Source organism: Micromonospora sp. NPDC000316, assembly GCF_042898885.1.
Classification (GTDB): Bacteria; Actinomycetota; Actinomycetes; order Mycobacteriales; family Micromonosporaceae; genus Micromonospora.
On the sequence record NZ_JBIAZG010000007.1, the window covers coordinates 56,102 to 80,486 of the forward strand.

Genomic DNA, 24,385 nt, shown 5'->3' on the forward strand with positions numbered 1-24,385 from the left:
CCGGTGTGACTCCTGGGCATCCGCCCGGCTGCCGGCACGCCTGTCCGACCACGGCCCACCGTGGGTGTCGGCGCCTGTCCGACCACGGCCCACCGTGGGTGTCGGCGGACGCAAGCCGCCCCGGGCCGACGCACGGCCCGGGGCGGTTCACGGCGACGGGATCAGGCGGCCGGCGGCACCGCCGTGCCTGCCCGGGGCGTGGCGGGCGAGGGGTTGCCGGGCGGAGCTGCCGGGCGCAGCGGCGCGTGCCGCAGCACCCGCAGCACCATCGCCGGCCGCATCAGCGCCTGGGGCGGATCCATCAGCCCGGCCACACGCATGAAGCCCTCGGTCACCCGGGCGTCCCTGGTGGCCGCGTACTGCACCCGGGCCATGTAGGCGTTGCCGACCCGCACCTGCAGGGTCCGTCGCCCCTGCACGCCCGGGAAGTCCAGGTCACCACCCGCGGAGATGTCCCACGGAGTGTCGATCACCCGGGACATGTCGGCCATGAACTCGCCCGTCCGCGGCGGTCGACCCCGCCGCAGGTGCTCGCGCAACGTCAGCGCCTCGATGGACGCGACGCTCATCCCCTGCCCGTAGACCGGGTTGAAGCTGCATACCGCGTCACCCATGACGAGGAGGCGGTCGGGCATCCGGGTCAGCCGCTCGTAGCGACGCCGGACGCTCGCCGGGAAGGTGAAGGACACCGGGTCGTCGAGCGCCTCGGCGTCCCGTACCCCCTCGTAGACGTCCGGCACCGGGAGCGATCGGGCGAAGGCGAGGAACCCCTCGTGGTCGGTCGGCGGATGGTCGCCCAGCACACCGGTAAGCGACAGGATGCAGACGTCACGGCCGACCTGGCCGAAGAAGGCGCCACGGGGGTGCGCGGGCGAGGCGACCGGGTTGATCGACTGCACGCCCTCGAACATCTCCGGACGCAGCCGGTAGTGCCGGGTCGTGTAGGCCAGCCCGACCTTGACCCGGTCCTCATCCGGCCGCCGGTAACCGAGCTCCGCCAGCCACGCCGGTGTACGCGAGCCGCGCCCGGTGGCGTCGACCACCAGGTCCGCCTCCAGCTCCTGTGGCTGGGCGTCCACGGCGCGGGAGCGCACCCGGACGCCGACGACACGCTCCCGATCGTCGGTCGTGACAAGGCCCAGGACGTCGTGCTGTTCCAGGAACCGCACGTTGGGCAGGGCCGCGACCCGGCTGCGGACGTGGTGCTCCAGCACGGGTCGCGGCGCGGTGACCGAGACCAGGCCGGTGTGAGCGGGGCGGATCTTGCGGGCGTTGAAGAACCAGCGCATCTCGCCGAGGTCCCCGGTCGGCACACCCTCGGCGGTCAACTCGTCGGTGATGCCGGGGAAGAGTTCCTCCATGTTGAGGTGACCACGGGCGTGCAGGCCGTGCGCGTGCACCGTGTGCGGTGCGCCGCGCCGGGGCTCGCGTACGCCCAACAGCGTGTCCCGGTCGACGACCAGGACCTCGCCGTAGGACTCGGCCAACACCCGGGCGGCGAGGACGCCGGCCATGCTGCCGCCCAGCACGACGGCGCGTCTACCGATCTCACTCACTGCGGCAACCTCCTGACGACGACCGTTCCTCGGTCGGCGACGACGTGGCCCCTATGGCCCAGCGGTCGCCGCGCGCCGGCCACTGCGGTCAGCGTCACCGTCACCCGATACCTGTCGCATCCTTTGCCGTGCGCTGCGGCTGACGCCCGGCGCCAGCGCGCCACAAGTTGGCTGCCTGGCACCGCCGCCGTGCTACGGTTCTGGCCGACCGTCATCGAACAGTTGCTGTCGGGAGCGGGGCACGATCTGTGAGCCGTGTCAGTGTCAACTCCACCCAGTTCGAGGCGCGCCCGTCGATGCCCGTCGACGAGGCCACCTTCGCTCGTCTGGTCGAAGGTCACCGCCGTGAGTTGCAGGTCCACTGCTACCGGATGCTCGGCTCCTTCGAGGACGCCGAGGACCAGGTCCAGGAGACCTTCCTGCGCGCCTGGCGCAAACGGGACACGTTCGAGGCCCGGTCCACCTTCCGCGCCTGGCTCTACCGCATCGCGACGAACGCCTGCCTTGACTTCCTCAACCGCCACCCCCGGCAGCCCCGCGCCGGCCGCGGCCCCGTGCTGACCGATGGCGCTTTCCGTCCCACCACACCGGACGAGGTGTACTGGCTCCAGCCCTATCCGGATCGGCTGCTGGAACCGGCCGCGCCTGCCGACGCGGAGCCCGACGCCGCGGTGGTCGCCAAGGAGACAATCGAGCTGGCGTTCCTTGTCGCGATCCAGCACCTGCCGGCCCGGCAGCGGGCCGTGCTCATCCTGCGGGACGTCCTCGGCTGGCCCGCCGCCGAGACGGCCGAGCTGCTTGAGGTGAGCGTCGCCTCGGCCAACAGCGCGCTGCAGCGGGCCCGGGGCAACCTCAAGGACCACCTGCCGCCGCACCGCAGCGAGTGGGCGGCCGCGGACGACGCGACAAGCGAGGAGCGTGCGCTTCTCCAGCGCTACATGGGGGTGCTGGAGCGCGCCGACACCGGTGCGATGGCCGAACTGCTGCGGGAGGACATCCGGATCACCATGCCGATGTCGGTGCCGTGCGTGCCGGGCATGCCGGACCCGGCCTGGTGGGGCCGGTCGTCGTTCCTGAACAGCCTGCGCGACGTCCTCGACCCGGGCTCGCCCGCCTACCTCGGCCAGTGGCGCAGCGTGCCGACCCGGGCCAACCGGCAGCCGGCGGCGGCCCACTACGTACGCCGTCCGGGCGACACCGCCTTCCGCCCGCAGGTGCTGGAGGTGCTCCGGATCGCCGACGGCAAGATCGTGGAGATCACCGCCTTCGAACCAGACCTGTTCCCGGCGTTCGGCCTGCCGGCAGCTCTCTGACCCCGCCGCCTCCGCGTGGGGCGACGATCACCGGCGCCCCGATCCGGGTGACCTCCCCGGCTCACCGCCGCCCGCTGGGCATTCGGGGAGATGCGGGGCAGGTCCAGCCTCTGTGATCCTCGGGTTGACCGGCCGCGCAGACCGCCGCCCGTCCTCGGTGGAGCAGCCCCGCGCCGTACCCCCGCGAGGCCAACCGGGACCGTCCGCACCACCCAGCCATCATTCCAAGGAGGGTGCTTTGCTCACCACCGATGTCCCGACGACCGAGGACCTCGTCCGACGCGCCTCCGACCTCGTGCCCCTGTTGCGCGGGCACGCGGCCTGGTCCGAGGAGAACCGCCGCGTCCACGACGAGACGATCGCCGCGCTTGCCGACGCCGGCATCTTCAAGCTGCGCCGGCCCGTCCGGTACGGCGGCTACGAGGCGGACACCCGGACGCTTGTCGAGGTCGCCTCGGAACTGGGCAGGGGTGACGGCTCCGCGGCCTGGGTCGCCTCGGTCTACTGGATCCCCACCTGGATGGTGGGCCTCTTCCCGGACCACGTGCAGGACGAGGTGTTCTCGACTCCCGACGTTCGGGTCTGCGGCACGCTGAGCCCCAGCGCCACGGCCACCACCGTCGACGGCGGCATCGTGGTCAACGGCAAGTGGGGTTTCATCAGCGGCGCGCCGCACGCCCACTGGCAGGAGATCGTCGCGGTGCAGTTCAGCCCGCAGGGCGAGCCGATGCCGATCGTGGCGCTCGTGCCGATGTCGGACCTGCAGGTCATCGACGACTGGCACACGAGTGGCCTGCGCGGGACCGGCAGCGTCAGCACCGTCGCCCAGGACCTGTTCGTCCCTGCCGACCGGGTGCTGCCGTTGGGCGCCATCGTGCAGGGGCAGGGTGTGTCGGCGGCCAACGCGGGCTCGCCCATCTATCGCTCCCCCCTGCTGCCGGTCGCGGCGGCGTCCTCGGTCGGCAGCGTCGTCGGCCTGACCCGGGCGGCCCGTGAGGTGTTCTTCGAGCGGCTGCCCGAACGCAAGATCACCTACACCGACTACGACAGCCAGCAGGACGCGCCGATCACCCACCACCAGGTGGCCGACGCGGTGCTGAAGGGCGACGAGGCGGAATTCCACGCGCAACGGCTGGCGAGCCTTGTCGACGAGCGGGCCACCGGCGGCGCGCAGTGGACCCTCGAGGAGCGGGCTCGCGCCCGGGCCGAGCTGGGCGCGGTGTGCCGGCGGGGCAAGGAGGCCGTGGACGTCTTCGCCCTCGCCAGCGGCGGCTCGTCGGTCTACAACGACGTGCCGATCCAGCGGATCGCCCGGGACGTGCAGGCGATCAACCTGCACGCGCTCATGAACCCCACCACCAACGCGGAGCTGTACGGGCGGATCCTCTGCGGCCTCGCCCCGAACACGCTCTACCTCTGACGTCCCACGCCACGACGGAAGGATCCCATCCCGTGACCACGAACAGCCTCGTACCGGACGTGTCCGCTGACGACCAGGCCGCCATCGCCGCGGTGCCCGGACGCATCGTGCAGGCGTGGGCGGCGCACGACGCCGACGCCTTCGCCGACGTGTTCACCGCCGACGGCACCATGATCCTGCCCGGCCAGTTCCAGAGGGGCCGCGACGACATCCGTGACTTCATGGCCAAGGGCTTCGCCGGGCCGTACAAGGGCACCCAGGTGACCGGTCAGCCCTTCGACATCCGCATCCTCAGCACCAACGTGGCCCTCCTGCTCACCGACGGCGGCGTCCTCGGCCCAGGCGAGACGGAGGTGCCCACCGAACGCGCCATCCGCGCCTCGTGGCTGCTGGTCCGCACCGGCGACGGCTGGCGACTGGCCGCGTACCAGAACAGCCCGCGCGACGCCGGCTGACCCGGCCCATAGACGGCGCCGGTCGGATCCCCCTCCGACCGGCGCCGTCGCCGTGTCCCACCCATCACAAGTGCAGCGAGGAGAGGGAACGTGCGGATTCTGGTCACCGGCGGCACCGGCTACATCGGGTCGCACACGGTCGCGGCACTGCACCGCGCCGGGCACACGGTCCGGCTGCTGGTCCGTGACCCCGGCGCGGTGGACGACGCGCTGGGACCACTCGGCCTGTCCGGGCGGGACGTGCGGACCGTCGTCGGGGACGTGACCGACGCGAGGTCGGTGCGGCGGGCTGTCGACGGCTGCGACGCGGTGCTGCACGCCGCCTCGGTCTACTCCTTCGACACCCGCCGGCACGCCCGGATGCGGGAGGTGAACGTCGACGGCACGGAGGTGGTGCTCGACGCGGCCCTCCGGGCCGGCGCCGACCCGGTCGTGCACGTGTCGTCGTTCGTCGCCCTGGCGCCGACCGGAGGCCGTCCGCTCAGCACCCACCTGCCGGTGGGCAGGCCCCGAGAGCGGTACATGGCCACCAAGGCCGCCGCCGAGGAGGTCGCCCGCCGGCACCAGGACGCCGGGTCGCCTGTCGTCATCACGTACCCGATGGCGACCCTCGGGCCCCACGACCCGCACGTGGGCGACCAGCTCGCCCGGCTGCGGGCGTTGCTGCGCGGGCAGCTGCCCATCTGGCCGGGCGGCGGGTTCCCGGTCGGTGACGTCCGCGACGTCGCCGACCTGCACGTCGCGGCGCTGCGCCCCGGGTCGGGGCCGCGCCGCCTGCTGGCGCCGGGCCGGTACCTGTCCACAAGAGAGCTCGTCGCGACGGTACGCGAGGTCACCGGGCGCCGACTGCCGGTGGTCTACCTGCCCTCGGCCGCGGTGCTGCCGGTGGGCGCGGCCACGTCGGCGCTGCAACGCCTCTCGCCCTGGCACATCCCTGTGGAGTACGGCGCGGTCTACACCTGCCACTGCGACGTCCGGACCGACAGCGACACGCCCGCACCGAGCCGCCCTGCCGGGGAGACGATCCGGGACGCGATCCGGTGGCTGCACCGCAGCGGCCTGATCAGCCGACGGCAGGCCGGGCGGGCGGCACAGCCGGTCTGACCGGCCACACAGACGACGCCGGCGGTGACCCTCGCGGGTCACCGCCGGCGTCGTGGTGCCGGGGTCAGGCGCCGTCCCGCCCGCCCAGAACGTCGACGAGAGTCTGCCGGAAGGTGGTGACCATCGACCGGACCGTGCTCTCGACGAACAGGTTGGTGGTGAAGCCCACGCTGCCGACCAGGCCGCCCTCGGGGGACGCCTCCAGCCCGAACAGCACCCCGTCGGGGATCTGCGAACCGACCGAGGCCGACACCATCCGCCGGCGCATCGCGGCGAAGTGCAGGTCGCCGTGCTGCTGGCCGAACATCATGTCCGGCGACTGGGTCACCTGGAGCACACACGCCGCGGCGTTCGGGCCGATGGCGTCGTTCATGACGTCCGGCGCCTCCTCCAGGATCTGGATGAACGGCAACTCGTGCGCGTACGCCGCGAGACAGGCCGCCCGGGCGCGGGCGATCACGTCCCGGAAGTCACCGGCACCGGTCAGGTCGACACGGATGGGCAGGAAGTTGTAGAACGAGCCGACAGTGTTCTGCACCCAGGCCGGGTGACGTCCGGGGGTGAAGGTCGGCACCACCAGGTCCGTCTTTCCGGTCTGCTCCCGCAGCTGGGTCAGGTACGCGGCCAGCAGCACCATGAACGGTGTGCTGCGGGTGGCCGCCGCCAGGTCAGCCGTGGCCCGCCGGAACTCCTCGTCGAACAGGAAGCGGTACCAGGAGGTGACGAAGGGCTCCTCGGACCGGGTGCGGTCCGTCGGGACGGCGACCACCTGCGCGCCCCGCAGATTCTCCCGCCAGAACTCCCGCGCCCGGCGCACCTTGTCGCCGGCCTGGCTCTCCTGCTGCCACCGCACGTACTCCCGGTACTGCCGCATCTCCGGCAGCTCCGGCGGGCGGCCCTCCTTCCGGGCCGCGTAGAACTCGGCCACGTCACGCAGCACCAGGTGCACCGACCACCCGTCCACCGCGGTGTGGTGGGCGGCGAGGACCAGCACACCGTCGTGGGCGTCGAACCGGCCGAGCACCGCGCGCAGCAGCGGCATCTCGTCGATGCCGAACACGTCGGCCTCGATCTCGTTGACCAGGTCCTCGGCGACCAGGTCGCGGTCCCGTTGCGGCCCGGCGCGCAGGTCGCGCACCTCCAGCGGGACCGCGGCCGGCGGGCACACCCGCTGGTACGCCTCCGACCCCTCGCGCACTATCGACGTGCGCAGCGTCTCGTGCCGCATCACCACGTCGTCGAGGGCCCGTCGCAGCGTGTCGATGTCCAGCTCGCCGGTGACCCGCCAGCCGCCCACGATCGTGTACCGCGGCCCGAACGGCCCGGTGTGGTCGCCGTGGTCGATGTGGTGCAGGAACTCCTGTTGCAGGGAGAGCGGGACACGGGTCGGGGTCTGGGCTGCCGGGTCACCGGCCGGCGTCGGCGGTGGCAGCAGGGTGTCGGTCATCGGGCTCCCTTCCATCAGCCGGCCGGCTGCTGTGGCGACGACCAGTGCAGGCCGTCGGCGGAGGGCACGAGCCCTCCGGCGCGTACCGGGACGTTCTCGTCGGTGCTCTCGCCGAGCTCGGCCTGGATCTGGATCCGGGTGCCCTCCTTGGACACCGACCGGGCCAGTGTGGAACTCAGCAGGTCACGGTCTTCTCCGGCCTCCTGCACCGGCTGCGCCACCAGGTCGGCGAGCTCGTGGTACGCCGCGTCGCGCCCCCGGGCGTACGCGCCGGAGGAGACGAGAGCGGCCTCGTTGGAGGAGCCGCCGCCGACGAGTTCCACGAAGGCTTCCATCTCGGAGACGGTGTTGTTGGTGACCTTCTTCGCCTTCCAGAAATAGGAGCTCTCGTCCTGGTGCATGTCGTAGAAGGCGACCAGGAAGTCGTGGAACCGGGCGTACTCGCGCCGGTACCGCACCTCGAACTCCTCGAAGCAGGTCGTCTCGTCGGCCCCTCCCCGCAGCGCGGTGTTTATCGAACGGGCGGCGAGCAGGGCGCTGTAGGTGGCCAGGTGCACGCCCGAGGAGAAGACCGGGTCGATGAAGCACGCCGCGTCGCCGACCAGGACCAGCCCGGGCCGCCAGAACTTCTCCTGGATGTACGAGTAGTCCTTGCGAATCCGGACCTCGCCGTACGGGCCCTCGGTGACCCGGTGGGCGTCGGAGAGGTAGTCGGCGATCATCGGGCACTGCTGGATCAGATCGAGCAGAGCCTGCTCCTTGTCGCCCCGCGCCCGGTCCAACGCCTCGGGCATGAGCACCACGCCGACGCTCGTCAGCTCCTCGGTGAGAGGGATGTACCAGAACCAGCCGGCGTCGAACGCGACGGCGAGGATGTTGCCCCGGTTCGGGGCGGGCATCCGCTTGCCCCCCTCGAAATAGCCGAACAGGGCCAGGTTGCGGAAGAACTCGGAGTACCGCCGCTGGCCGCCGACCCGGGTGTGGATCCGGCTCTTGTTGCCGGAGGCGTCGACGACGAACCGGCTCCGCACCTCGCGTCGTACCCCGTCCGGGCCGGCGTAGAGCACGCCGTCGACCCGGTCGGTGTCCGCGTCGGTGAGCACGTCGACAACCGACGTCTCCTCCTGGACCTCGACGCCCTTGCGGCGGGCGTTGTCCAGCAGGATCTGGTCGAAGCGCATCCGCTCCACCTGATAGGCGGTGGCGGCGTCACCGGCGAACTTGGCGGAGAGGCCGAAGGAGAAGGTCCACGGCTCGGGGTTGGCGCCCCACCGGAACGTGCCGCCCCGCTTGGGCATGAAGTTGGCCTGGCGCAGGTCCTCCTCGACGCCGAGGATGCGACAGATGCCGTGCACAGTCGACGGCAGCAGCGACTCCCCGATCTGGTAGCGCGGGAACCGCTCCTTCTCCAGCAGCAGCACCCGGTGGCCCTGCATGGCCACAAGTGTGGAGATGGTGGAGCCGCAGGGCCCACCGCCGACCACCACCACGTCGTAGTCGTACTCGTTGTCGGTCATCAGATCTCCCAACTCGGCGTACGCACGCGCTCAGCGCAGGTCGACATCGCTCTGCCCGATGGCGGCAACCAGCTCGCCCCGGCTCAGCGCGGCGCCGACCTGCTCGATCTCGTCGGACATGAAGCGGTCCCGGTCGAGCGTCGGTGCGATACCCCTGACGAACTCGTACGCCGCCGCGGCGGCGGGGCTGAGCCCGGCACGTCGCTTCGAGATGTCCACCGCCTGTGCGGCGGCGAGCAGCTCCACCGCCAGGATGTACTGGTTGTTGCCGAGCACCCGACGGGCGTTGCGGGCGGCGATCAGGCCCATGCTCACCACGTCCTGGTTGTCGCCGTTGGACGGCACGCTCTGGGTGCTCGCCGCACCGATCGTGCGGTTCTCGGCGACCAGGGCCGTGGCCGGGTACTGCGCACCGGCGAAGCCACTGTTCAGACCCGGGTCGCCGGTGACCAGGAACTCGGGCAGACCGTAGCTGAGGTGCCTGTTGAGCAGCCGGTTGGTGCGCCGCTCGGACAGGACGCCGAGCTGGGTGAGCGCGATCGTCACGAAGTCCATCGCGAACGCGATCGGCTGCCCGTGGAAGTTGGCCCCGTGGAAGACCTCGTGCCCCTCGAAGAAGAGCGGGTTGTCGTTCGCCGAGTTCAACTCGATGTTCAGCTTGTTCGTGGCGTGGTACAGGGTGTCCCGTACCGCGCCGAGGACCTGCGGAATGGCCCGCAGCGAGTACGCCTTCTGCATGTAGACGTCGGTGCGCTGGACGTCGACGCCGTCCTGCTTGCCCTCCTGGAGCTGGCTGCGCAGCTGGCGGTGCTCGACGGTGAGCGCGCTGCCGCGCATCAGGGTCCGCATGTTCGCCGCGCTGTCGATCTGGCCCTGGTGCGGTCGGGCGATGTCGTGCCCCTCCGCCAGGAACGGGCTCGTGGATCCCTGCAACGTCTCGATCACCAGGGCGGTGACGATCTCGGCCTGCCGGACCTGGTCCATTGCCCTGCCCACCACGAGCGCGCCGAGGCCGGTCATGGCGGAGGTGCCGTTGATGAGTGCCAGGCCCTCCTTGAAGCGCAGTTGCATCGGCTCGATGCCGTGCTCGCGCAACACCTCGCCGGTGGGCACCCGCTTGCCGTCGCGCAGCAGGTAGCCCTCACCGATCACGGTGCAGGCGATGTGCGCCAACGGCGCGAGGTCACCGCTGGCGCCGAGCGAGCCGATCTCCGGGATGGCCGGGGTCAGACCAAGGTTGAGGTAGAGCGCCAGCCGCTCCAACAGCTCCGGACGGACCGCGGAGTGCCCCTTGGACAACGCGTTGAGCCGGGCGGTCACCACTGCCCGCGCCTCGTCCTGGGCGAACAGCGGACCCACCCCGGCGGCGTGGCTGCGCACCAGGTTGGTCTGCAGCTCCACCTCCTTGGCCGTGTCGACCAGCATGTAGATCATCTCGCCGTAGCCGGTGGTGACCCCGTACACCGGAACGTCCTGGCGCACGATGTCCTCGAACAGCATCCGACTCTTGCCCGCCCGGGCCAGCGACGACGCCGCCACCTCGATGGGCGCGTCCTCCTCTGCGACCCGTCGCACCCCGGGGATGTCGAGGTCCTCGCCCGTGATTGCCACCGCCTGCGTGGTTCTGGCCAACGTCAATGCACTCACTCCATCGCGTCCGTGACAGCACTCAGGTCTGCCGATTCCGGGGGTATCGAACGGTCGTGGGCCACGCGCGCCGCCTCGATCAGGGCGGCCATGCCGGCCAACGTGTTGTGGGTGAAGCAGTCCCGCAGCGCCACCGTGACGCCGAGGCGTCGCCGGATCCTCGCCACGAGCGGTGGGACGAGCAGGGAGTGCCCACCGGCGGCGAAGAACGTCGACTCGGCGTCGAACCGCCCTCCACCGAGCAGGTCCGACCAGATCTCGGCCAGCGCCTGCTCCACCGGGCCGGTCGGTGCCCGACGGTCCGTCGACGGCCTCGGTGCGGACAACCGGCGGCGATCCACCTTGCCCGCCACCGTGCGGGGCAACCGGCCGGGCACCGACTCGAAGGAGACGAGCACCATCGCGGTGCCGAACCGCCGGCGCAGGTGCGCCCGCCACTCGCCGACACCGGCGAGCGGGCCGCCGTCGGGCCCGCGACGCGGTACGACGTACGCCGCGAGCCGGACCACCAACCCGTCGGTGTCGGTCACCGGAACCACCGCGCACTCCGTCACCCCGTCGTGCGCGGCCAGCGCCGCCTCGACCTCGGCCAACTCCACCCGTGAGCCGAGGAGTTTGACCTGCTGGTCGCGGCGCCCCCGGAACTCCAGGAGGCCGTCCCACCGCCGCCGCGCGAGATCACCGGTGCGGTACCACCGCAGGCCTGTGCCGTCGTCGTCGAGGTGACCGGAGGGAGGCCGGAAGGCCGGCCCAGGCCCGTCGGCGCCGACATAGCCGTCGCAGACGTGCCGGCTGCGCACCACGATCTCACCTGTGACGCCTGTCGGGCAGGGCCGGTCAGCCTCGTCGAGGACCAGCACCTGCCGCCCGGGAATGGGCCGGCCGATCGGCACTGTCGCCGGCACCGGGCCGGTGATGTCGTGCCAGGTGGCCGCGATCGTCTCGGTCGGGCCGTACATGTTCGTCAGCCGGGTCGCTGGCAGGGCACGGCGGAACCCGTCGACGAGTTCGCCCGACAACGCCTCGCCCATCAGCACCAGCCGGGCCAGGCCGTTGGGCCGGTCGGCCGGTTCCCGGGCCGCGACGACTGCCAGCAGCTCCCGGGCGAAGCTCGGCACGGTCTGCAGGAAGGTGATCCGCTGCCGCACCAGCCAGTCGACAAACTTCTCGGGGTGTACGCGGATCCGCTCCGGCACCGGGTGCAGCGTGCCGCCGCCGACAAGCGTGGCGAACACCTCGCAGATGCTCGGGTCGTGCTCCGGCGTGACCCACTGGGCCACCCGGGCACCAGGGCCGAGCTCCAGCGCGTCGGCCATCCACCCGACGAACTGGGCCAGCGCCAGGTGGGTCTGGGCGATGCCCTTGGGCCGGCCGGTCGAGCCCGAGGTGTAGGCGACGTAGGCGGTCCGCGAGCCCGGGTCGGTGACGCTCGGCAGGCTCGGGGCGACGGCGACGGCGGCGGCGGCGCTCGTCTCGCCCGGGAGGGCTGTCACATCGATCAGCCGGCCGTCGAGTTCGTCCCGGAACCAGCGGGCCAGGTCGTCACCCGGATCCTCGCCCGCCCGCAGGAGGCAGGCCGGCAGAAGCTCGGCGAGCACCGCCCTCCCCCGCTCCCCCGCGTCGCCGGCACCGAACCAGACCAGGTGACCGCCGGCGCGCAGGACGCCCAGCGACGCGGCGAGCTGCCACGGACCGGGTGCCATGCGAACGACGACAGGCGCGCCGACGACTGGCAGCGCGCTCAGGTGAGCGGCCACCGACGCCGCGCGGCGCTCCAACTCGTCGTACGTCAAGCGCTCGTCGGCACCGGCCACCGCGACCGCCTGCGCGATCTGCGCGGCGTGCCGGGCGATGCTCTCGTACACGGTTGGGGGGTCGACAGTCGTGGCGTGCGGCGCCGGGTCGACAGCCGCCGGCTCGTCCAGCGGCAGCCGGTCCAGGGGCGTGTCCGGGGCGTCGAGCGCTGCCGACAGCAGCGTGCGGACCTGACCGAGCACGCCCGCCGCCGAGCCCGCCTCGAACCGGTCCCCCCGGTATCCGAGCGTGCCGGTGACCGACGGCCAGGTCCGGCGAACGGTGAGCACCACATCCGCGACGGTGGGACCGCCGTCGGCCACCGTCGCCGCCCGGGTCCGGGCACCGGCCAGCCGCAGCTCGGCCTCCGAGGTGTTGACGGCCAGCACCACATCGCAGAACGGCACCCGGCCCGGGTCGCGGTGCACGGGCAGCGCCCCGACGAGCCGCGCGAACGGCAGCTCGCCGTGGGCGGTGGCGGCCCGGAGCACGGCTGCGGCACGCTCCACCGTCTCGGCGAAGGTGGGGCCGCCGCTCAGGTCGCCCACCAGCACCAGCAGGTTGTCACAGGGGCCGACGAGCCCGGTGAACTCCTCCGGGAGCACCGGCACGGGCAGCACCACGCTGACCCGGTCCTCGTCGCCGTACCGATGCAGGACGGCCTGGAGGGCGGCCAGCAGCACCACCGTCGGGCTGATCCCCCCGGCCCGGCAGAACGTGGCGAGCCGACCGGACAGCTCGGTGCCCCAGTCGAACGGGACCAGGCCGGCGGGGAGCGACGACCGGGCACCGGGGTCGACGGGCAACGTCACCGGCGGAGGCGCCGGGGTGAGGGTGTCGGTCCACCAGTCCAGCAGCCGTCGGCCGGCCGGCCCGGCGACCAGCTCGCGCTGCCAGCCGGCGTAGTCGGCGTAGCGCGGAGCCGGGGGCAGCGGCACCGGACGTGCCGGCGCCTGCCGCACGCCCGCGGCGTAGCAGGTGGACAGCTCGTCGACGAGCACGGAGACCGACCTGTCGTCGGCCACGGCGCGGTGCAGCGCCAGCACCAGCCGGTACGCGGTCGCGCCGGTCCGCACAAGCGTCAGTCGCGCCAGCGGGCCGTCGGTGGCGTGCTCCGGAGCGGCAGCCGCCGCGGCGCAGACACGATCGGCACGGCGTTCGTTCTCGGCGCCGGCCAGGTGGGTCAGGTCGACGTGGACGAAGGCACCCTCGGGATCGGCGGTGAGCACCGGCATCGGCCTGTCGTCCGCCTCGGCCAGCCGGGTCCGCAGCACCTCGTGCCGGTTCAGCACCGTACGCCACGCCACCCGCAGCGTCTCCGCGTCGACAGTCCCGTCGACCTGCCAGGTCCGGACGATCCGGTGCACCCCCCGGTACGGGGCAAGGTGGTCCAGCAGCCATATGCCGTCCTGTGCCCAGGACGTGCCGACCGGGCCGGCACCCGTCTCGGGCGTACCGGCCAGCGTCGTGTCCCTGCTCATCGCCACGGTCGAATCGTGGCACGTGACAATGAAGACGGTCTTCTCAACAAATGCGATACCGAAAATAGAGCACACCGATCGGTGCGGGAATTCCATCGTCGACGAAAACGCCTGTCGCCGCCCTCCGGTCGCGCAATCGCAAGGATGCGCAGGCCTGTCGACCACCCGCAACATGGGAGCGCGGTACGTCGTGACTGCCGCAGTCCGGTACCCGTGACCGGCCGGCCACGGGTACCGGACCCGGCCAGGAGGGGAGCACTGCGAATGACGGATATCAATCAGGACAACTCGCTACAGCCGACCGTCGAAAAGCGTGTCGCGGCGATCTGGAGCGATGTTCTGCGCATGCCACCGGATCGACCGGAGGCGACATTCTTCGAATTGCAGGGGCAGTCCATCTCGGCGGTTCGCATCATCACGCGCATCGAGGACGAACTCGGTGTGGTGGTGGACGTCGGGCTCCTCTTCGAGGATCCGGACCTGGCCGCCTTCACGGCGGCGGTCGTGGCCGCCAGCCGACCGGCGCAGGACGCGCCGGCGGCGAACCCCGCCTGACCGCCTCCGGCCCGACGACGCGGATCCGCCCTCGGGGGTGGATCCGCGTCGTCGTGTCCGGGCCGGGATCCACACCGACGCCCGCGCGCGAACATGCCGCTCCGGCTTGGTCGAGGACGAGCACCGAGTCAGCACGCCCGGACGCCGACGCGCGCCGACGCTCGCGCACACGCAGGCGACCCCGGCCCTGGCGGGCGCGGGGTCGCCTGTGTGTGCCTCAGCGGCGTCGGGCGATGGTGAGTCCATCCGCGATCGGCAACATGACGGCCTCGAATCGCTCGTCGGCGGCGAGCGTGGCGTTGAACGCGCGCAGCGTCTGCGCGGCACGGCGGGGCAGGCCGGGCTCGGCCAACTCCGGGGCCAGCACGTACCCGTCGAGCAGGACGTTGTCCGCCAGCAGCAGGCCGCCGGGCCGCAGCATCGGCACCACCGCCTCGTAGTAGGTGGGGTAGTTCATCTTGTCGGCGTCGATGAAGACCAGGTCGACGACCGTGTCGGCGGGCATCGACCGCAGGGTTCGGGCCGCCGAACCGAGCCGGAACTCGATCCGGTCGGCCACCCCGGCCCGCTCCCAGTGGGAGCGGGCGATGCCGATCCACTGGTCCGTGACGTCACAGGTCACCACCCGGCCGCCAGGGGCGAGCCCGCGGGCGATGGCCAGGGCCGACAGCCCGGTGAACGTCCCGATGTCCACCGCCGTGCGCACGTCGACGAGCCGGGTCAGGATGGTCAGCAGTGCGGCCTGCTCGACCGGCACCATCATCCCGGCCGCCTCGCCCACCTCGCGTGTGGAGTCGACCAACCCGCTCAGCGCCGAATCCGGCGGTGAGCTGGACCGCACCAGGTAGTCCCGGACAGCCTGGTTCACCGGCACGTGCTTGACCTCGGCGAAGCCCGCGCCGCTCACCGGAGCGTCCCCGCGGCGTTCTCCGCCGTGACCCGCATCGGCAGGCCGCCCCGGATCCGGAGCGACAGCATCGGTTCGGGGATCACCCGGTACGCCGGGTCGCCGGTGAGCCGCAGCTCCCGCGCGACCATGGCGACCACGAACGTGGCCTCCATCAGCCCCAGGTTGTTGCCGACGCAGAACCGGGGTCCGGCGCCGAACGGCACGTACGCGTAGCGTGGCCGGCCGCCGGACCGGGACGGGTCGAACCGATCGGGGTCGAACCGCTCCGGGTCCTCCCAGAAGTCCGGGTGGCGGTGCAGGGTGTACGGGCAGATCAGCACATCCGCGCCGGCCGGCACGTCGTACCCGCCGATCTCGTCCGGCCCCTGGGCGATACGGGAGAGCATCCACACCGGCGGGTAGAGCCGCATCGCCTCGCTGATCACCTGGCCGATGAACCGCAGCCGGGCCAGGTCCTCGAACACCGGCAACCGGTCGCCGAGCACCTCCACCGCCTCGGCGCGGACCCGCTCGCGTACCTCGGGGTGCTGGTCGAGCAGGTGGAAGGTCCAGCCCAGCGTGCTGGCCGTCGTCTCGTGCCCGGCCAGCAGCAGGGTGACCAGTTCGTCGCGCATCCGCAGGCGGCCGACCTGTGGATCGGCCTCCTGCCCGGTGGAGACGATCAGTCGGGTCAACGCGTCGTCGCCCGCCTCGCCACGGGCCCGCCGCTCGGCGACAAGGGCGTCGACGATCCGTTGCAGGTCCCTTCGGGCGCGCCGGAACCGGAGCTGGTGGGGCAGCGGCAGCCAGGTCGGCACCGAGCCCATCGTGACCATCTCGAACATGGCCTGGTCCTGCATGACCTCGAAGGAGTGCCCCACCGAGCGGTGCCCGCTGAGGTCACTGTCGAGAAGGGTGCGACCCAGCACCCCGAGGGTCAGGCCGGTCATCTCCTGAATGATGTCGACGGGCGCGCCGTCGCGGTGCTCGCGCAGTCGTCCGACCAGCCGGTCGGCCTCCTCGACCACCACGCCGGCCTGCGCGGCGATGCGCTTGGCCTGGAACGCCGGCTGGATCACGCGGCGCTGCTTGCGCCACAGCTCGCCCTCGCTCGTGAGCAGGCCGTCGCCGAGGGCCCGCCGGGCCTGGGCCAACCCGACGCCCTTGTGATAGTTCTGGCTGTTGTCGGCAAGGACGTGCTTGGCGTGGTCGGGGTGGTTGAAGAAGTGCAGCGTCTTGAAGCTCGGCCCGAGCCGGACGGCGTCGCCGTAGCTCGCCGCCGTCCGCATGAGGCCCAGCCGGTCCCGGCCGAGCTGCCAGAGCGTGCGCAGCATCGCCGGGCCGGTCGGACCCGCCGGTACGCGGCGGATCGGTGTCGTCGTCATCCCGTCACCCCTCCTCGGGCCGTTGCGTGCCACGCGGGCACGCCGTCGGCCGGGTCGGCTCGGTCGGGGGTGAGCTGGCGGAACCGGCCTTGGACGAACAGCACGCCGTCCCCCTCCGGCTCACGGCGCGCTGCCAGCAGGTTGCCCACGAAGATGGTGTGGTCGCCGCCCTCGTAGGACTGCCACAGCTCGCACTCGAAGTGCGCCAGCGCTCCGGTGATCAGTGGCGCGCCGGTGACCTGGCCGGCGAACCAGTCGACGGCGTCGAACTGGGCGGCGCCCAGCGGGCGACGTCGGTTCGCGAAGTGCCGGGCCACCGGCTCCTGGTGCGCGGCCAGCACGGAGACCCCGAACTGGCCGCGCTCCAGCAGACTGCCGTGCATGATCGCCTGCTGGTCGACGCAGACGAGCACCATGGGCGGGTCGAGGGACACCGACGTGAACGAGTTCGCCGTCATCCCGTGTGGACAGTCGCCTCCGACGGTCACCACTGTCACGCCAGTGGCGAACGAGCCGAACGCTCGGCGCAGCTGGACGGGATCGGACGGCTCGACGACGGACTCTGATTGGACGTTCACGTGTACCTCCCGTGTGTCGCTACGCCGTCCGTGCCCGGTAGGGACCCAGTGCCCGGGCCAACGAATCCGGAACCCGGGTAGGGCTGGTGCGGCTGTTCGGCCCGCGCATGCAGGCCACCCGTTGCCGGCCGCGGGCGACAAGCAACTCGCCCTCGGCGTGCAGCCGGACGTAGTCGAAGCTGAACTCGATCTGGGTCTGCGTGAGCTCGACCAGCCGCATCCGGATGGCCAGTTGGTCGAAGGCGGTGATCTCCGCGAAGAACTCGCAGTCCACCTTCAACGTGAACAGCTTCAGGTCGGCGCGCAGGTCGTCGAGGACCTCGGTCGCCTTGTGGTACAGGAACATCTCCCGGCACCGTCCCTGCCAGCGCAGGTAGTTGACGTAGTAGACGTTCCCGACGAGGTTGGTCTCCTCGAAGCCCACCGTGTGCCGGTACTCGTAGTAGTCCTCCATGTCACGACCAGCCATCGGTGAGGACAGCCAGGAGGACCGGCGCGGCCGTGTCACCCACGGTCGTGGCGAGGGTCGCCACCCGCACCGGGCCAGAGGCGAAGACCACCCAGCCGTCGCGCTGCACAGGGGTCAGCGCCACCGGCGCGTGCTCCGGCAGCCCGACCTGACGCAGGCAAGCCAGGACCGCCTCGATGCGGGCGCCAGCGACGTCCCGGTCCTCACCGGAGCCGTCCACCAACTGATCGAGCAGCGCCGCCGGCCGGCCCAGGACCGCCGACCACTCGTCCGCCGAACGCGCCGGCACGTGCCGTACGTCGCAGCCGACCTGTGCGGTGGCCGCCACGGCGAGGCTGAGGCCAGCGCCGTGGCAGACCGCCACCGAGCGGTCGCCGACCTTCTCCGGACGTCTGTCGCTGTCGTAGCGCAGCGACACGGCGTGCCCGAGGGCACGACCGACCGCCAGGGCGTCCCGATCGCCGTCGCCGCCCTCCGCGTTGGGCTCGACGGCGACGGCCACCGTGGCGCCGATCAGGTCACCAAGGGTCCGTTCCAGGTAGGAGCCGAGCAGCGGCGCCACCCAGGGGCCCCTGCCGTCCTTCTTCCGTACGGCCCGCAGGTGCAGACCCTCCCACCGCTCGACGACCTCGCCCGAGCCGGTTCGCAGCGCGATGTCGTAGACGTAGGTGTCGCCGTCGCGCTCCCGCTCGGTGGCGCAGTAGCGCAGCGAGCCTTCGGTGCCCAGCCGCGGCCCCGCCGGGTACAGCCGTTCGATCGCCACCGGCAGCAGCGTGGCATCCGGCACACACACCTGGTTGCCGTGCATGAGCGCGTCACGGACTCCCGGGTCACCGAGCAGGAGGGTGCTCGGCAGGTACGCGCTGAACCAGTCCGTACCGGGCTCGGCCGCCAGGTCGGCGTCGACGTCCCGGGCGGCGGCCCTGTGGAAGCCGCGCAGCCGTTGGAAGCGCGCCCCCTGAAAGAGGGTGCCGCCGTACAGGTCGCGGGCCGGGTCGAGCGGCACCGGCGGCAGGTCGTCGGTGACCTGCTCCGGCGGTCCGGCCGGCACTGGGGTCTCGGCGAAGCGCAGCGTCGCCTCGAAGTGGTCGGCGGCGAACCCGGTGTCCGAGGCGCGGATCACCGCGCGGACGGTGTCGTCGGCGGTGACGAGCACCGCGATCCGGATGGTGGTGCTGCCGTGCGGCGGCACCACGATCGGCCGGCGGAACCGGGCCTGCTCGATGACAGGTGTCTCGTCGCGGCCGGTGACGGCCATGGCCGCCTGCGCCATCGCCTCCATGCCGAAGACCGCAGGGAAGAGCAGGTTGCCGTCGAGGAGGTGGTCGGGCAGGTACAGGTCACTGCCGGCGGTGAGCTCGACATCCGTGACCAGTTCGACCCCGTGGTAGCGGACCTGGGGCCGGTCCACGAAGCGCAGCAGGGGCAGCTCCGGCTCCTCGAATCGGAGCGTGTCGAGGCCGTCGGCCCGGCCGCTGGCCACCACCACCGGCGGAGTGTCCGGGTCGGTGACGAGCCGGCGCAGCAGCGCCACGCCCTCGTCGGGGGTGATCGGGGTGATGCCGTCGCGGGTCAGCGACTCGACGACGGACAGCCGCTCCCCCATGCCGACGCCCGACCAGACCGACCACTCCAGACAGATGGAACGGCAGCTCGGGTGGGCTGCGCCGAATCGGCGGGTCTGCTCGGCGAGCCGGTCGTTGGCTGTGGCGTAGTGCGCCTCGCCCCGTAGACCGGCCCGGCCGATGATGCTGCCGAAGGTCACCAGCAGCTTGAGCCGGTCGGCGTCGACCGCCTCCAGCACGTTGGTGAGCCCGCCAACCTTTGGTGCGAGGGCCCCGTGGAAGTCGTCCATGCTCAGGGAGGTGAGCGCGGCCGGCTCGTTGCGTCCGGCGCCGTGCAGCACGGCGGTGACCGGGCCGAGAAGGCGCTGGGCCTCGTCGACCGCGGCCCGGACCGCCACCGGATCGGTGACGTCGGCCTGGAAGTACCGGGCCTCGACCCCGGAGGCGGCGAAGCGCTCCAGGTTGGCCGACAGCTCGGCGTCGCCGGCCAGGTCGGACCTGCCCAACACCACAAGTCGGGCCCCTGCGTCGACGGCCAGGGCGAGGGCGCACTCGGCGGTGATGCCCTTGCCCCCACCGGTGACCAGCAGCACGTCGCCGGTCGTGAGCGGGGCCTCGGTGCGGCCCGGCGTGATCGGCAGGGCCCGCAGGACCTGCTCCCGCCGGGTGCCCGAGGTGTCGTAGTGGACCTCGTGGTAGCTCTCGGTCGCGACGACCTCGGCAAGCACCCGCTCGACGGCGTCGGCGTCGGGCGGCAGGTGCACCACAGTGGTCCTGATCTGGGGGGCCTCCAGCCGCAGGGTGCGGGCGAGCCCGCTGGCCCCGAAGCCGTGCTGCACCACCACGAAACGGTCGGTCGTGCCGCCGGCCAGCACCGCCCGGGCCCCCTGTAGGGCCGGTTCGAGCTGCTCCGGCGGGCAGTCCGCCGGCAGCCAGACCAGCACGCCGCCGCCCACGCCGCCGTTGGCGAGCGCCTGGCGGACCTGCTCGGCGCGTGGATCGGTGAGCGCGCCGAAGAGCTGCCACCTGCCTGCCGGTTCGGCGGGCCCGGGCACCGGCGGGGGCGTCTCGGCCAGGTCGACCGCGAACGCCCGGATGAATGTCGCCACACCGGCCACCGATGCCGGCTGCGTCGCATCCTCGACCAGGCCGGTGCCGATGAGCGTCTCCAGCGCCTCGGCGACCTCCCGAACGGTCGCCGTGGCGATGTTCGTGGGCAGCCGTGACGGGGGTACGCCCAACCGCTCGGCGGCCTGGTTGACCACCTGGCTGACCGTGATCGAGCTGAGGTGCAGGTCGTCGAGGAGTCGACTGTCCTCGCTTACCATGTCCAGTGGCAGCTCCGCCCGCTCGGCGACGAGCTGGCGCAGCGTCAGGGACGCCGACTCGCCGGCGGGCACCTCACCGGGCAACTGCGCGGCGACCTCGGCGGCCCGCTGCCGCGACTCCGGCAGCGCCACCTCGGGCACCGTCTCGCAGGGACTGGTGAAGAAGGTGAACTTGTCGACGTCCTTCAGCGGCCGGACCAGCCGGCCGTCGAAGAGCTGCGGGTGCACCCGGGCGGCACCGACGACGTACGCCGCCGCGGCCACCCGCAGCACACTTGCCATCGTCTCGTCATCGGTGTCGAGTGCCACCGTCGGCACCGACACGTCGGTGCGGGCCAGGTCGGACAGGATGCGTCCCGGGCCGACCTCGACGAACAGGTCCACCTCCTTGGCGGCCAACGCGACGGCCTGCGTGAACAGCACCGGATCGGTGATCTGGTTGCGCAGCAGGGCGGCGAGGTCGGTGTCCGACGCCAGCTCGGTGCCGGTCACTGTGGAAATCACCTGCCGGTGCAGAGGGTCGAACCGCTCACCGGCGAGGTACCCGCCGAACGCCTCGGCCGCCTCGGCGACGAGCGGCGAGTGGAAGGCGTGCGAGACCCGCAGCCGTTTGCCGGCCACACCTGCCGCCTCGGCGCGCGTCAGCACCTTGTCGACCGCCTCGACCGCGCCGGAGACCACTGTCTGCCGCTGACTGTTGTAGCCGCCGATGACCACTGGGTCGTCGCCGAGGAGCCGGCGTACGGTCTCCGGGTCGGCGGGGATACCGGCCATCGTCCCGTCGGGGCGGCCGTGCTCGGCCATGGTCCGGCCCCGCGTGGCGGCCATCCGCAGCACCGACGACAGGTCCATCGCCCCGGCCCAGTGCAGTGCGGTCAGCTCGCCGAGGCTGTGCCCCACGGCCACGTCGGCCTCGATGCCGAGCGCGGAGAGCACGCTCAGTCCGGCGACCGAGCCGGTGACGATGCGGGGCTGGGCGACCTCGGTGGCCACCACGTCGCCGGTGGGCAGCGCCGCCTCGGTGACGATCCGCTCGGCCTGGGTGAACCGGCGACGCAGCGCCTGCGCCGGCCGGCCGCGGCCGGTGCCCTGCCCGGGGAAGAGGAAACCGATCCGGGCGGAGCCGCGGGCGTGACCGAGGAAGGCCCTGCCGTCCACGGCGTACAGCCGGGTCTCCCCGGCCTGTAGGGCCGCGTGCACCCGCAGCAGCTGACGCTCGGCGTCCTCCGGCGAGCGGGCCACCACGGCGGCCCGGTAGGGCCGGTCGCCCAGCTCGCGGTAGAGGCCGGCGGCCAGGTCACCGAGCTGCGCGTACGACAGCTTGATCACCTGCGTGGCGAGGGTGCCGATCCGTTCGGCCAGCTCGGCCGGCGTGTCGGCGTCCACGGCGAGCAGCTCGACGTTCTGTGCCCGGGACGCCATCGTGCGGGTCCGGGCGTCCGGCCTGCGGCGTTCACCGTCTTCGCCCTGGACGACGAGGTGGGTGTTGATCCCGCCGAAGCCCATGGCGGTGATGCCGGCGCGCAACTGCGCGTCGGCCGGCCACGGCTCGGCGGCGGGCAGCACCCGCAACTTCGCCTCGGCCGAGGTGAGCACATCGTGCGGATCCTCGCAGCCGATGGTCGGCGGCAGCATCTGGTGGTGCACCGCGAGGACCGCCTTCAGCAGGCCGGCTACCCCGGCGGCCGCCTTGGTGTGCCCGATCATCCCCTTGATGGAGCTGATCGCGGCCGGTGTGCCGGAGGCGCCGGCGAGGCGCCGGGCCTCGGTGAGCGCCCGCAGCTCCGTGGCGTCGCCCACCTCGGTGCCGGTGCCGTGCCCCTCGAACATGGCGACGGTCTCGATGCCGAAGCCGGCGCGCTCGTACGCCCGGCGCAGCGCCAGTCGGTAGCCCTCCTCCTCCGGCCGGGTGATGCCGCCCTTGCCGTCGGAGGAGACCCCCCAGCCGGCGATCGACGCGTAGATGCGCCGGCCCTGCGCCACCGCGTCCTCGTGTCGCATGAGGACGACCATGCCGCAGCCCTCACCGGGCCAGAACCCGTTGGATCCCTGGTCGTAGAGCTTCATCTCACCGCGGGCCAGAGCGCCGGTCTTGGCGAAGCCGATGATCTCGAACGGGTCGATCGAGAGGTCGACGCCGCCGGCCACGGCGACGTCCAGCTCGCCGTCGACAAGGCCCCGGCAGGCGGTAAGCACCGACAGGAGCGACGAGGAGCAGGCGCCGTCGACTGTGTAGCCGCCGCCCTTGAGGTCGAAGTAGTTGCAGATCCGTCCGGCGATGGTGTTGGACAGGCCGCCGGCCAGGGTGTCCTCGTCGATCTCCGGGAACGGCGCCTTGTAGCTCTGTTCGAGGGTGGCGAGGAAGTCGCCGAGTTGCTCGTCGTCCCAGCCCTGCTCGCGCAGGGCCGCGCCGACGGTCCGACGGACGTACGGCCAGCGCAGCCGCATCACGTTGGCGCGGGCGAACTCCCCGGTGAGGGTGTTGCCCACCACCACGCCGGTCCGCTCGCGGGGCAGGTCCTCGCCCATCGGGAAGCCGGCGTCGCCGAGTGCCGAGGCGGCCACGTCGAGGGCCAGCCAGTGGGTCAGGTCGGTGGAGCGGTAGGTGCTGCCGGCGATGCGGAACTTCACCCGGTCGAACTCGTACCCCTCGATGACTGCCGCGTTGCGCGCGTAGAACCGGTCCGGGGCGCTGCGGTCGGCGTCCCAGTAGTCGGCCAGCCGCATCCGCTCGTCCGGCAGGCGGCGGAAGGCCCGCCGGCCGGCTACCGCGTTCTCCCACAGTTCCCCGGGCGACGCGGCGTCGGGATATCGGCACGCGAGGCCGACGACGGCGATGCGACTCATGCCGGTACCGCCTCTTTGTGCGAATTGGGCTCCGTGGCGAGAGTGCCGGCGTCGGCGCCTGCCTCGGTGCCGGTGGTGGCGGCGATCGGGGCGGGTTGGCCGTCGTGGGTTTCCTGCCCGGCGGCGGCGGCTTCCCGCTGCTCGCGGACCTTGTTGGAGATGTGCAGCGCCCACAGGTACATGCCACGGATGAGGCAGACCGTCGCGGTGGCGAAGAACAGCCCGTAGGCGATGCCCGCGCCGGTGATCACGCCGTAGACGGCGGCCACTCCGGCGCCGAAGGCGAACTGCGAGGCGGGGCTGGACGGGCTGGTGCCCGGGTCGGTGATCATGTAGTTCGTGAACAGCACGAACGCCACGCTTGTCATCATTCCGAGGGCACCCAGGATGGCGGTGTCGAGGATGAGCCCGCGCACCACGGCCTGGAGCGCGAACACCGACAGCCAGCCGAGGATCAGCCACATCCGGTTGGTGAGCTTGGCGTTGAGCATCGTCCCGGCGGTGATGATGATGGCTGGGATCAACCAGTCGCCGAGCGCCGGGGTGTGCTCGGTGAAGTGGTACGGCGGGGCGATGCTGGCCCACGGGAACAGGATCAGGATGACCGCGATACCGAAGTTCGACGGGTTCATGTAGTGCCGCAGCCGGCCCCGGACGGGAGCCCGCAGGATCCACTTCGCGGAGATCGCGACGGTGACCCCGAACATCATCACCCAGACCCGGTCGTTGACGTAGGTCAACATGTTGACGGCCAGCGAGGTGATGTGTGCCGGTAGCAGGAACTCCATGAACCCGCGCTTGCCGCCGCCGAGGAAGCGCGGCGCGCGCCCCTCGGCCCGGGCGCCGATCGCCTCGAGCACGATCTCGACGGTGTAGCCGGTGGCGAGCGCGATGAAGGGCCACAGCCAAGGCTGCTCGAAGCCCAGGTAGACGTAGCCGACGATGTTGAAGATCGTGATCGACATGGCGAAGCGGCGCAGCGCAGTCGTGATCTTGGCATCGTGGCGGATGGGGATGGTCTGGGTCTCGGCCATG

16 protein-coding genes are annotated in these 24,385 nt (G+C 72.0%); 5 read left to right on the top strand and 11 right to left on the bottom strand.

The window, feature by feature from the left end:
* Positions 1–161: 161 nt before the first annotated feature.
* The gene (locus tag ACFY2Q_RS16715; protein ID WP_387131289.1) at positions 162–1,514 is read right to left on the bottom strand and encodes an FAD-dependent oxidoreductase; all 1,353 of its coding nucleotides are present in this window, start codon (positions 1,512–1,514) and stop codon (positions 162–164) included.
* A gap of 290 nt (positions 1,515–1,804) precedes the next feature.
* On the opposite strand from ACFY2Q_RS16715, the gene ACFY2Q_RS16720 reads away from it, so the two are divergent.
* The 4 genes from ACFY2Q_RS16720 (at position 1,805) to ACFY2Q_RS16735 (ending at position 5,848) form a co-directional block, all read left to right on the top strand.
* Positions 1,805–2,869 (top strand): RNA polymerase subunit sigma-70, encoded by a 1,065-nt coding sequence (locus ACFY2Q_RS16720; protein ID WP_387131041.1) that lies wholly within the window; start codon positions 1,805–1,807, stop codon positions 2,867–2,869.
* 238 nt (positions 2,870–3,107) lie between these two features.
* Positions 3,108–4,289 (top strand): acyl-CoA dehydrogenase family protein, encoded by a 1,182-nt coding sequence (locus tag ACFY2Q_RS16725; protein WP_387131043.1) that lies wholly within the window; start codon positions 3,108–3,110, stop codon positions 4,287–4,289.
* Between the two features lie 32 nt (positions 4,290–4,321).
* The gene (locus tag ACFY2Q_RS16730; protein ID WP_387131045.1) at positions 4,322–4,744 is read left to right on the top strand and encodes an SgcJ/EcaC family oxidoreductase; all 423 of its coding nucleotides are present in this window, start codon (positions 4,322–4,324) and stop codon (positions 4,742–4,744) included.
* A gap of 90 nt (positions 4,745–4,834) precedes the next feature.
* Entirely contained in the window at positions 4,835–5,848 is a 1,014-nt protein-coding gene (locus ACFY2Q_RS16735; RefSeq protein WP_387131047.1) for an SDR family NAD(P)-dependent oxidoreductase, read from the top strand.
* A gap of 64 nt (positions 5,849–5,912) precedes the next feature.
* Here the strand turns inward: ACFY2Q_RS16735 and ACFY2Q_RS16740 are convergent, their stop codons facing one another.
* From ACFY2Q_RS16740 to ACFY2Q_RS16755, 4 genes are read right to left on the bottom strand one after another with little or no spacing between them, the layout of a single operon-like run.
* Positions 5,913–7,295, bottom strand: a complete 1,383-nt coding sequence (locus ACFY2Q_RS16740) for a condensation domain-containing protein (RefSeq protein ID WP_387131049.1) — start codon at positions 7,293–7,295, stop codon at positions 5,913–5,915.
* Between the two features lie 14 nt (positions 7,296–7,309).
* Positions 7,310–8,812, bottom strand: a complete 1,503-nt coding sequence (locus ACFY2Q_RS16745; RefSeq protein ID WP_387131051.1) for a tryptophan 7-halogenase — start codon at positions 8,810–8,812, stop codon at positions 7,310–7,312.
* A 30-nt stretch (positions 8,813–8,842) separates the two neighbouring features.
* A complete protein-coding gene (gene cmdF, locus ACFY2Q_RS16750; protein WP_387131053.1) occupies positions 8,843–10,450 on the bottom strand; it encodes a tyrosine 2,3-aminomutase in 1,608 nt (535 codons plus the stop codon).
* Positions 10,451–10,455: 5 nt separating this feature from the next.
* Entirely contained in the window at positions 10,456–13,734 is a 3,279-nt protein-coding gene (locus tag ACFY2Q_RS16755; RefSeq protein ID WP_387131291.1) for an AMP-binding protein, read from the bottom strand.
* A 264-nt stretch (positions 13,735–13,998) separates the two neighbouring features.
* On the opposite strand from ACFY2Q_RS16755, the gene ACFY2Q_RS16760 reads away from it, so the two are divergent.
* On the top strand, positions 13,999–14,289 hold the full coding sequence (locus ACFY2Q_RS16760; protein WP_387131055.1) for a phosphopantetheine-binding protein: 291 nt from the start codon (positions 13,999–14,001) through the stop codon (positions 14,287–14,289).
* Between the two features lie 217 nt (positions 14,290–14,506).
* On the opposite strand, the gene ACFY2Q_RS16765 is transcribed toward ACFY2Q_RS16760, so the two are convergent.
* Genes ACFY2Q_RS16765 through ACFY2Q_RS16790 form a run of 6 tightly spaced genes read right to left on the bottom strand, consistent with a single transcriptional unit; the run spans position 14,507 to position 24,384 of the window.
* Entirely contained in the window at positions 14,507–15,196 is a 690-nt protein-coding gene (locus ACFY2Q_RS16765; RefSeq protein ID WP_387131057.1) for an O-methyltransferase, read from the bottom strand.
* The gene (locus ACFY2Q_RS16770; RefSeq protein ID WP_387131059.1) at positions 15,193–16,563 is read right to left on the bottom strand and encodes a cytochrome P450; all 1,371 of its coding nucleotides are present in this window, start codon (positions 16,561–16,563) and stop codon (positions 15,193–15,195) included. The genes ACFY2Q_RS16765 and ACFY2Q_RS16770 overlap by 4 nt, the downstream gene beginning before the upstream one ends.
* Positions 16,560–17,141: a flavin reductase family protein gene (locus tag ACFY2Q_RS16775; RefSeq protein ID WP_387131060.1), complete on the bottom strand. Its 582-nt coding sequence runs from the start codon at positions 17,139–17,141 to the stop codon at positions 16,560–16,562. The genes ACFY2Q_RS16770 and ACFY2Q_RS16775 overlap by 4 nt, the downstream gene beginning before the upstream one ends.
* 19 nt (positions 17,142–17,160) lie before the next feature.
* Positions 17,161–17,595 (bottom strand): acyl-CoA thioesterase, encoded by a 435-nt coding sequence (locus tag ACFY2Q_RS16780; protein WP_387131293.1) that lies wholly within the window; start codon positions 17,593–17,595, stop codon positions 17,161–17,163.
* A gap of 1 nt (position 17,596) precedes the next feature.
* Positions 17,597–23,350, bottom strand: coding sequence for an SDR family NAD(P)-dependent oxidoreductase (locus ACFY2Q_RS16785; RefSeq protein WP_387131063.1), 5,754 nt, complete (start codon positions 23,348–23,350; stop codon positions 17,597–17,599).
* Complete coding sequence (locus tag ACFY2Q_RS16790) at positions 23,347–24,384, bottom strand: enediyne biosynthesis protein (RefSeq protein WP_387131066.1); 1,038 nt, start codon at positions 24,382–24,384, stop codon at positions 23,347–23,349. The genes ACFY2Q_RS16785 and ACFY2Q_RS16790 overlap by 4 nt, the downstream gene beginning before the upstream one ends.
* Between the last annotated feature and the right edge of the window lies 1 nt (position 24,385).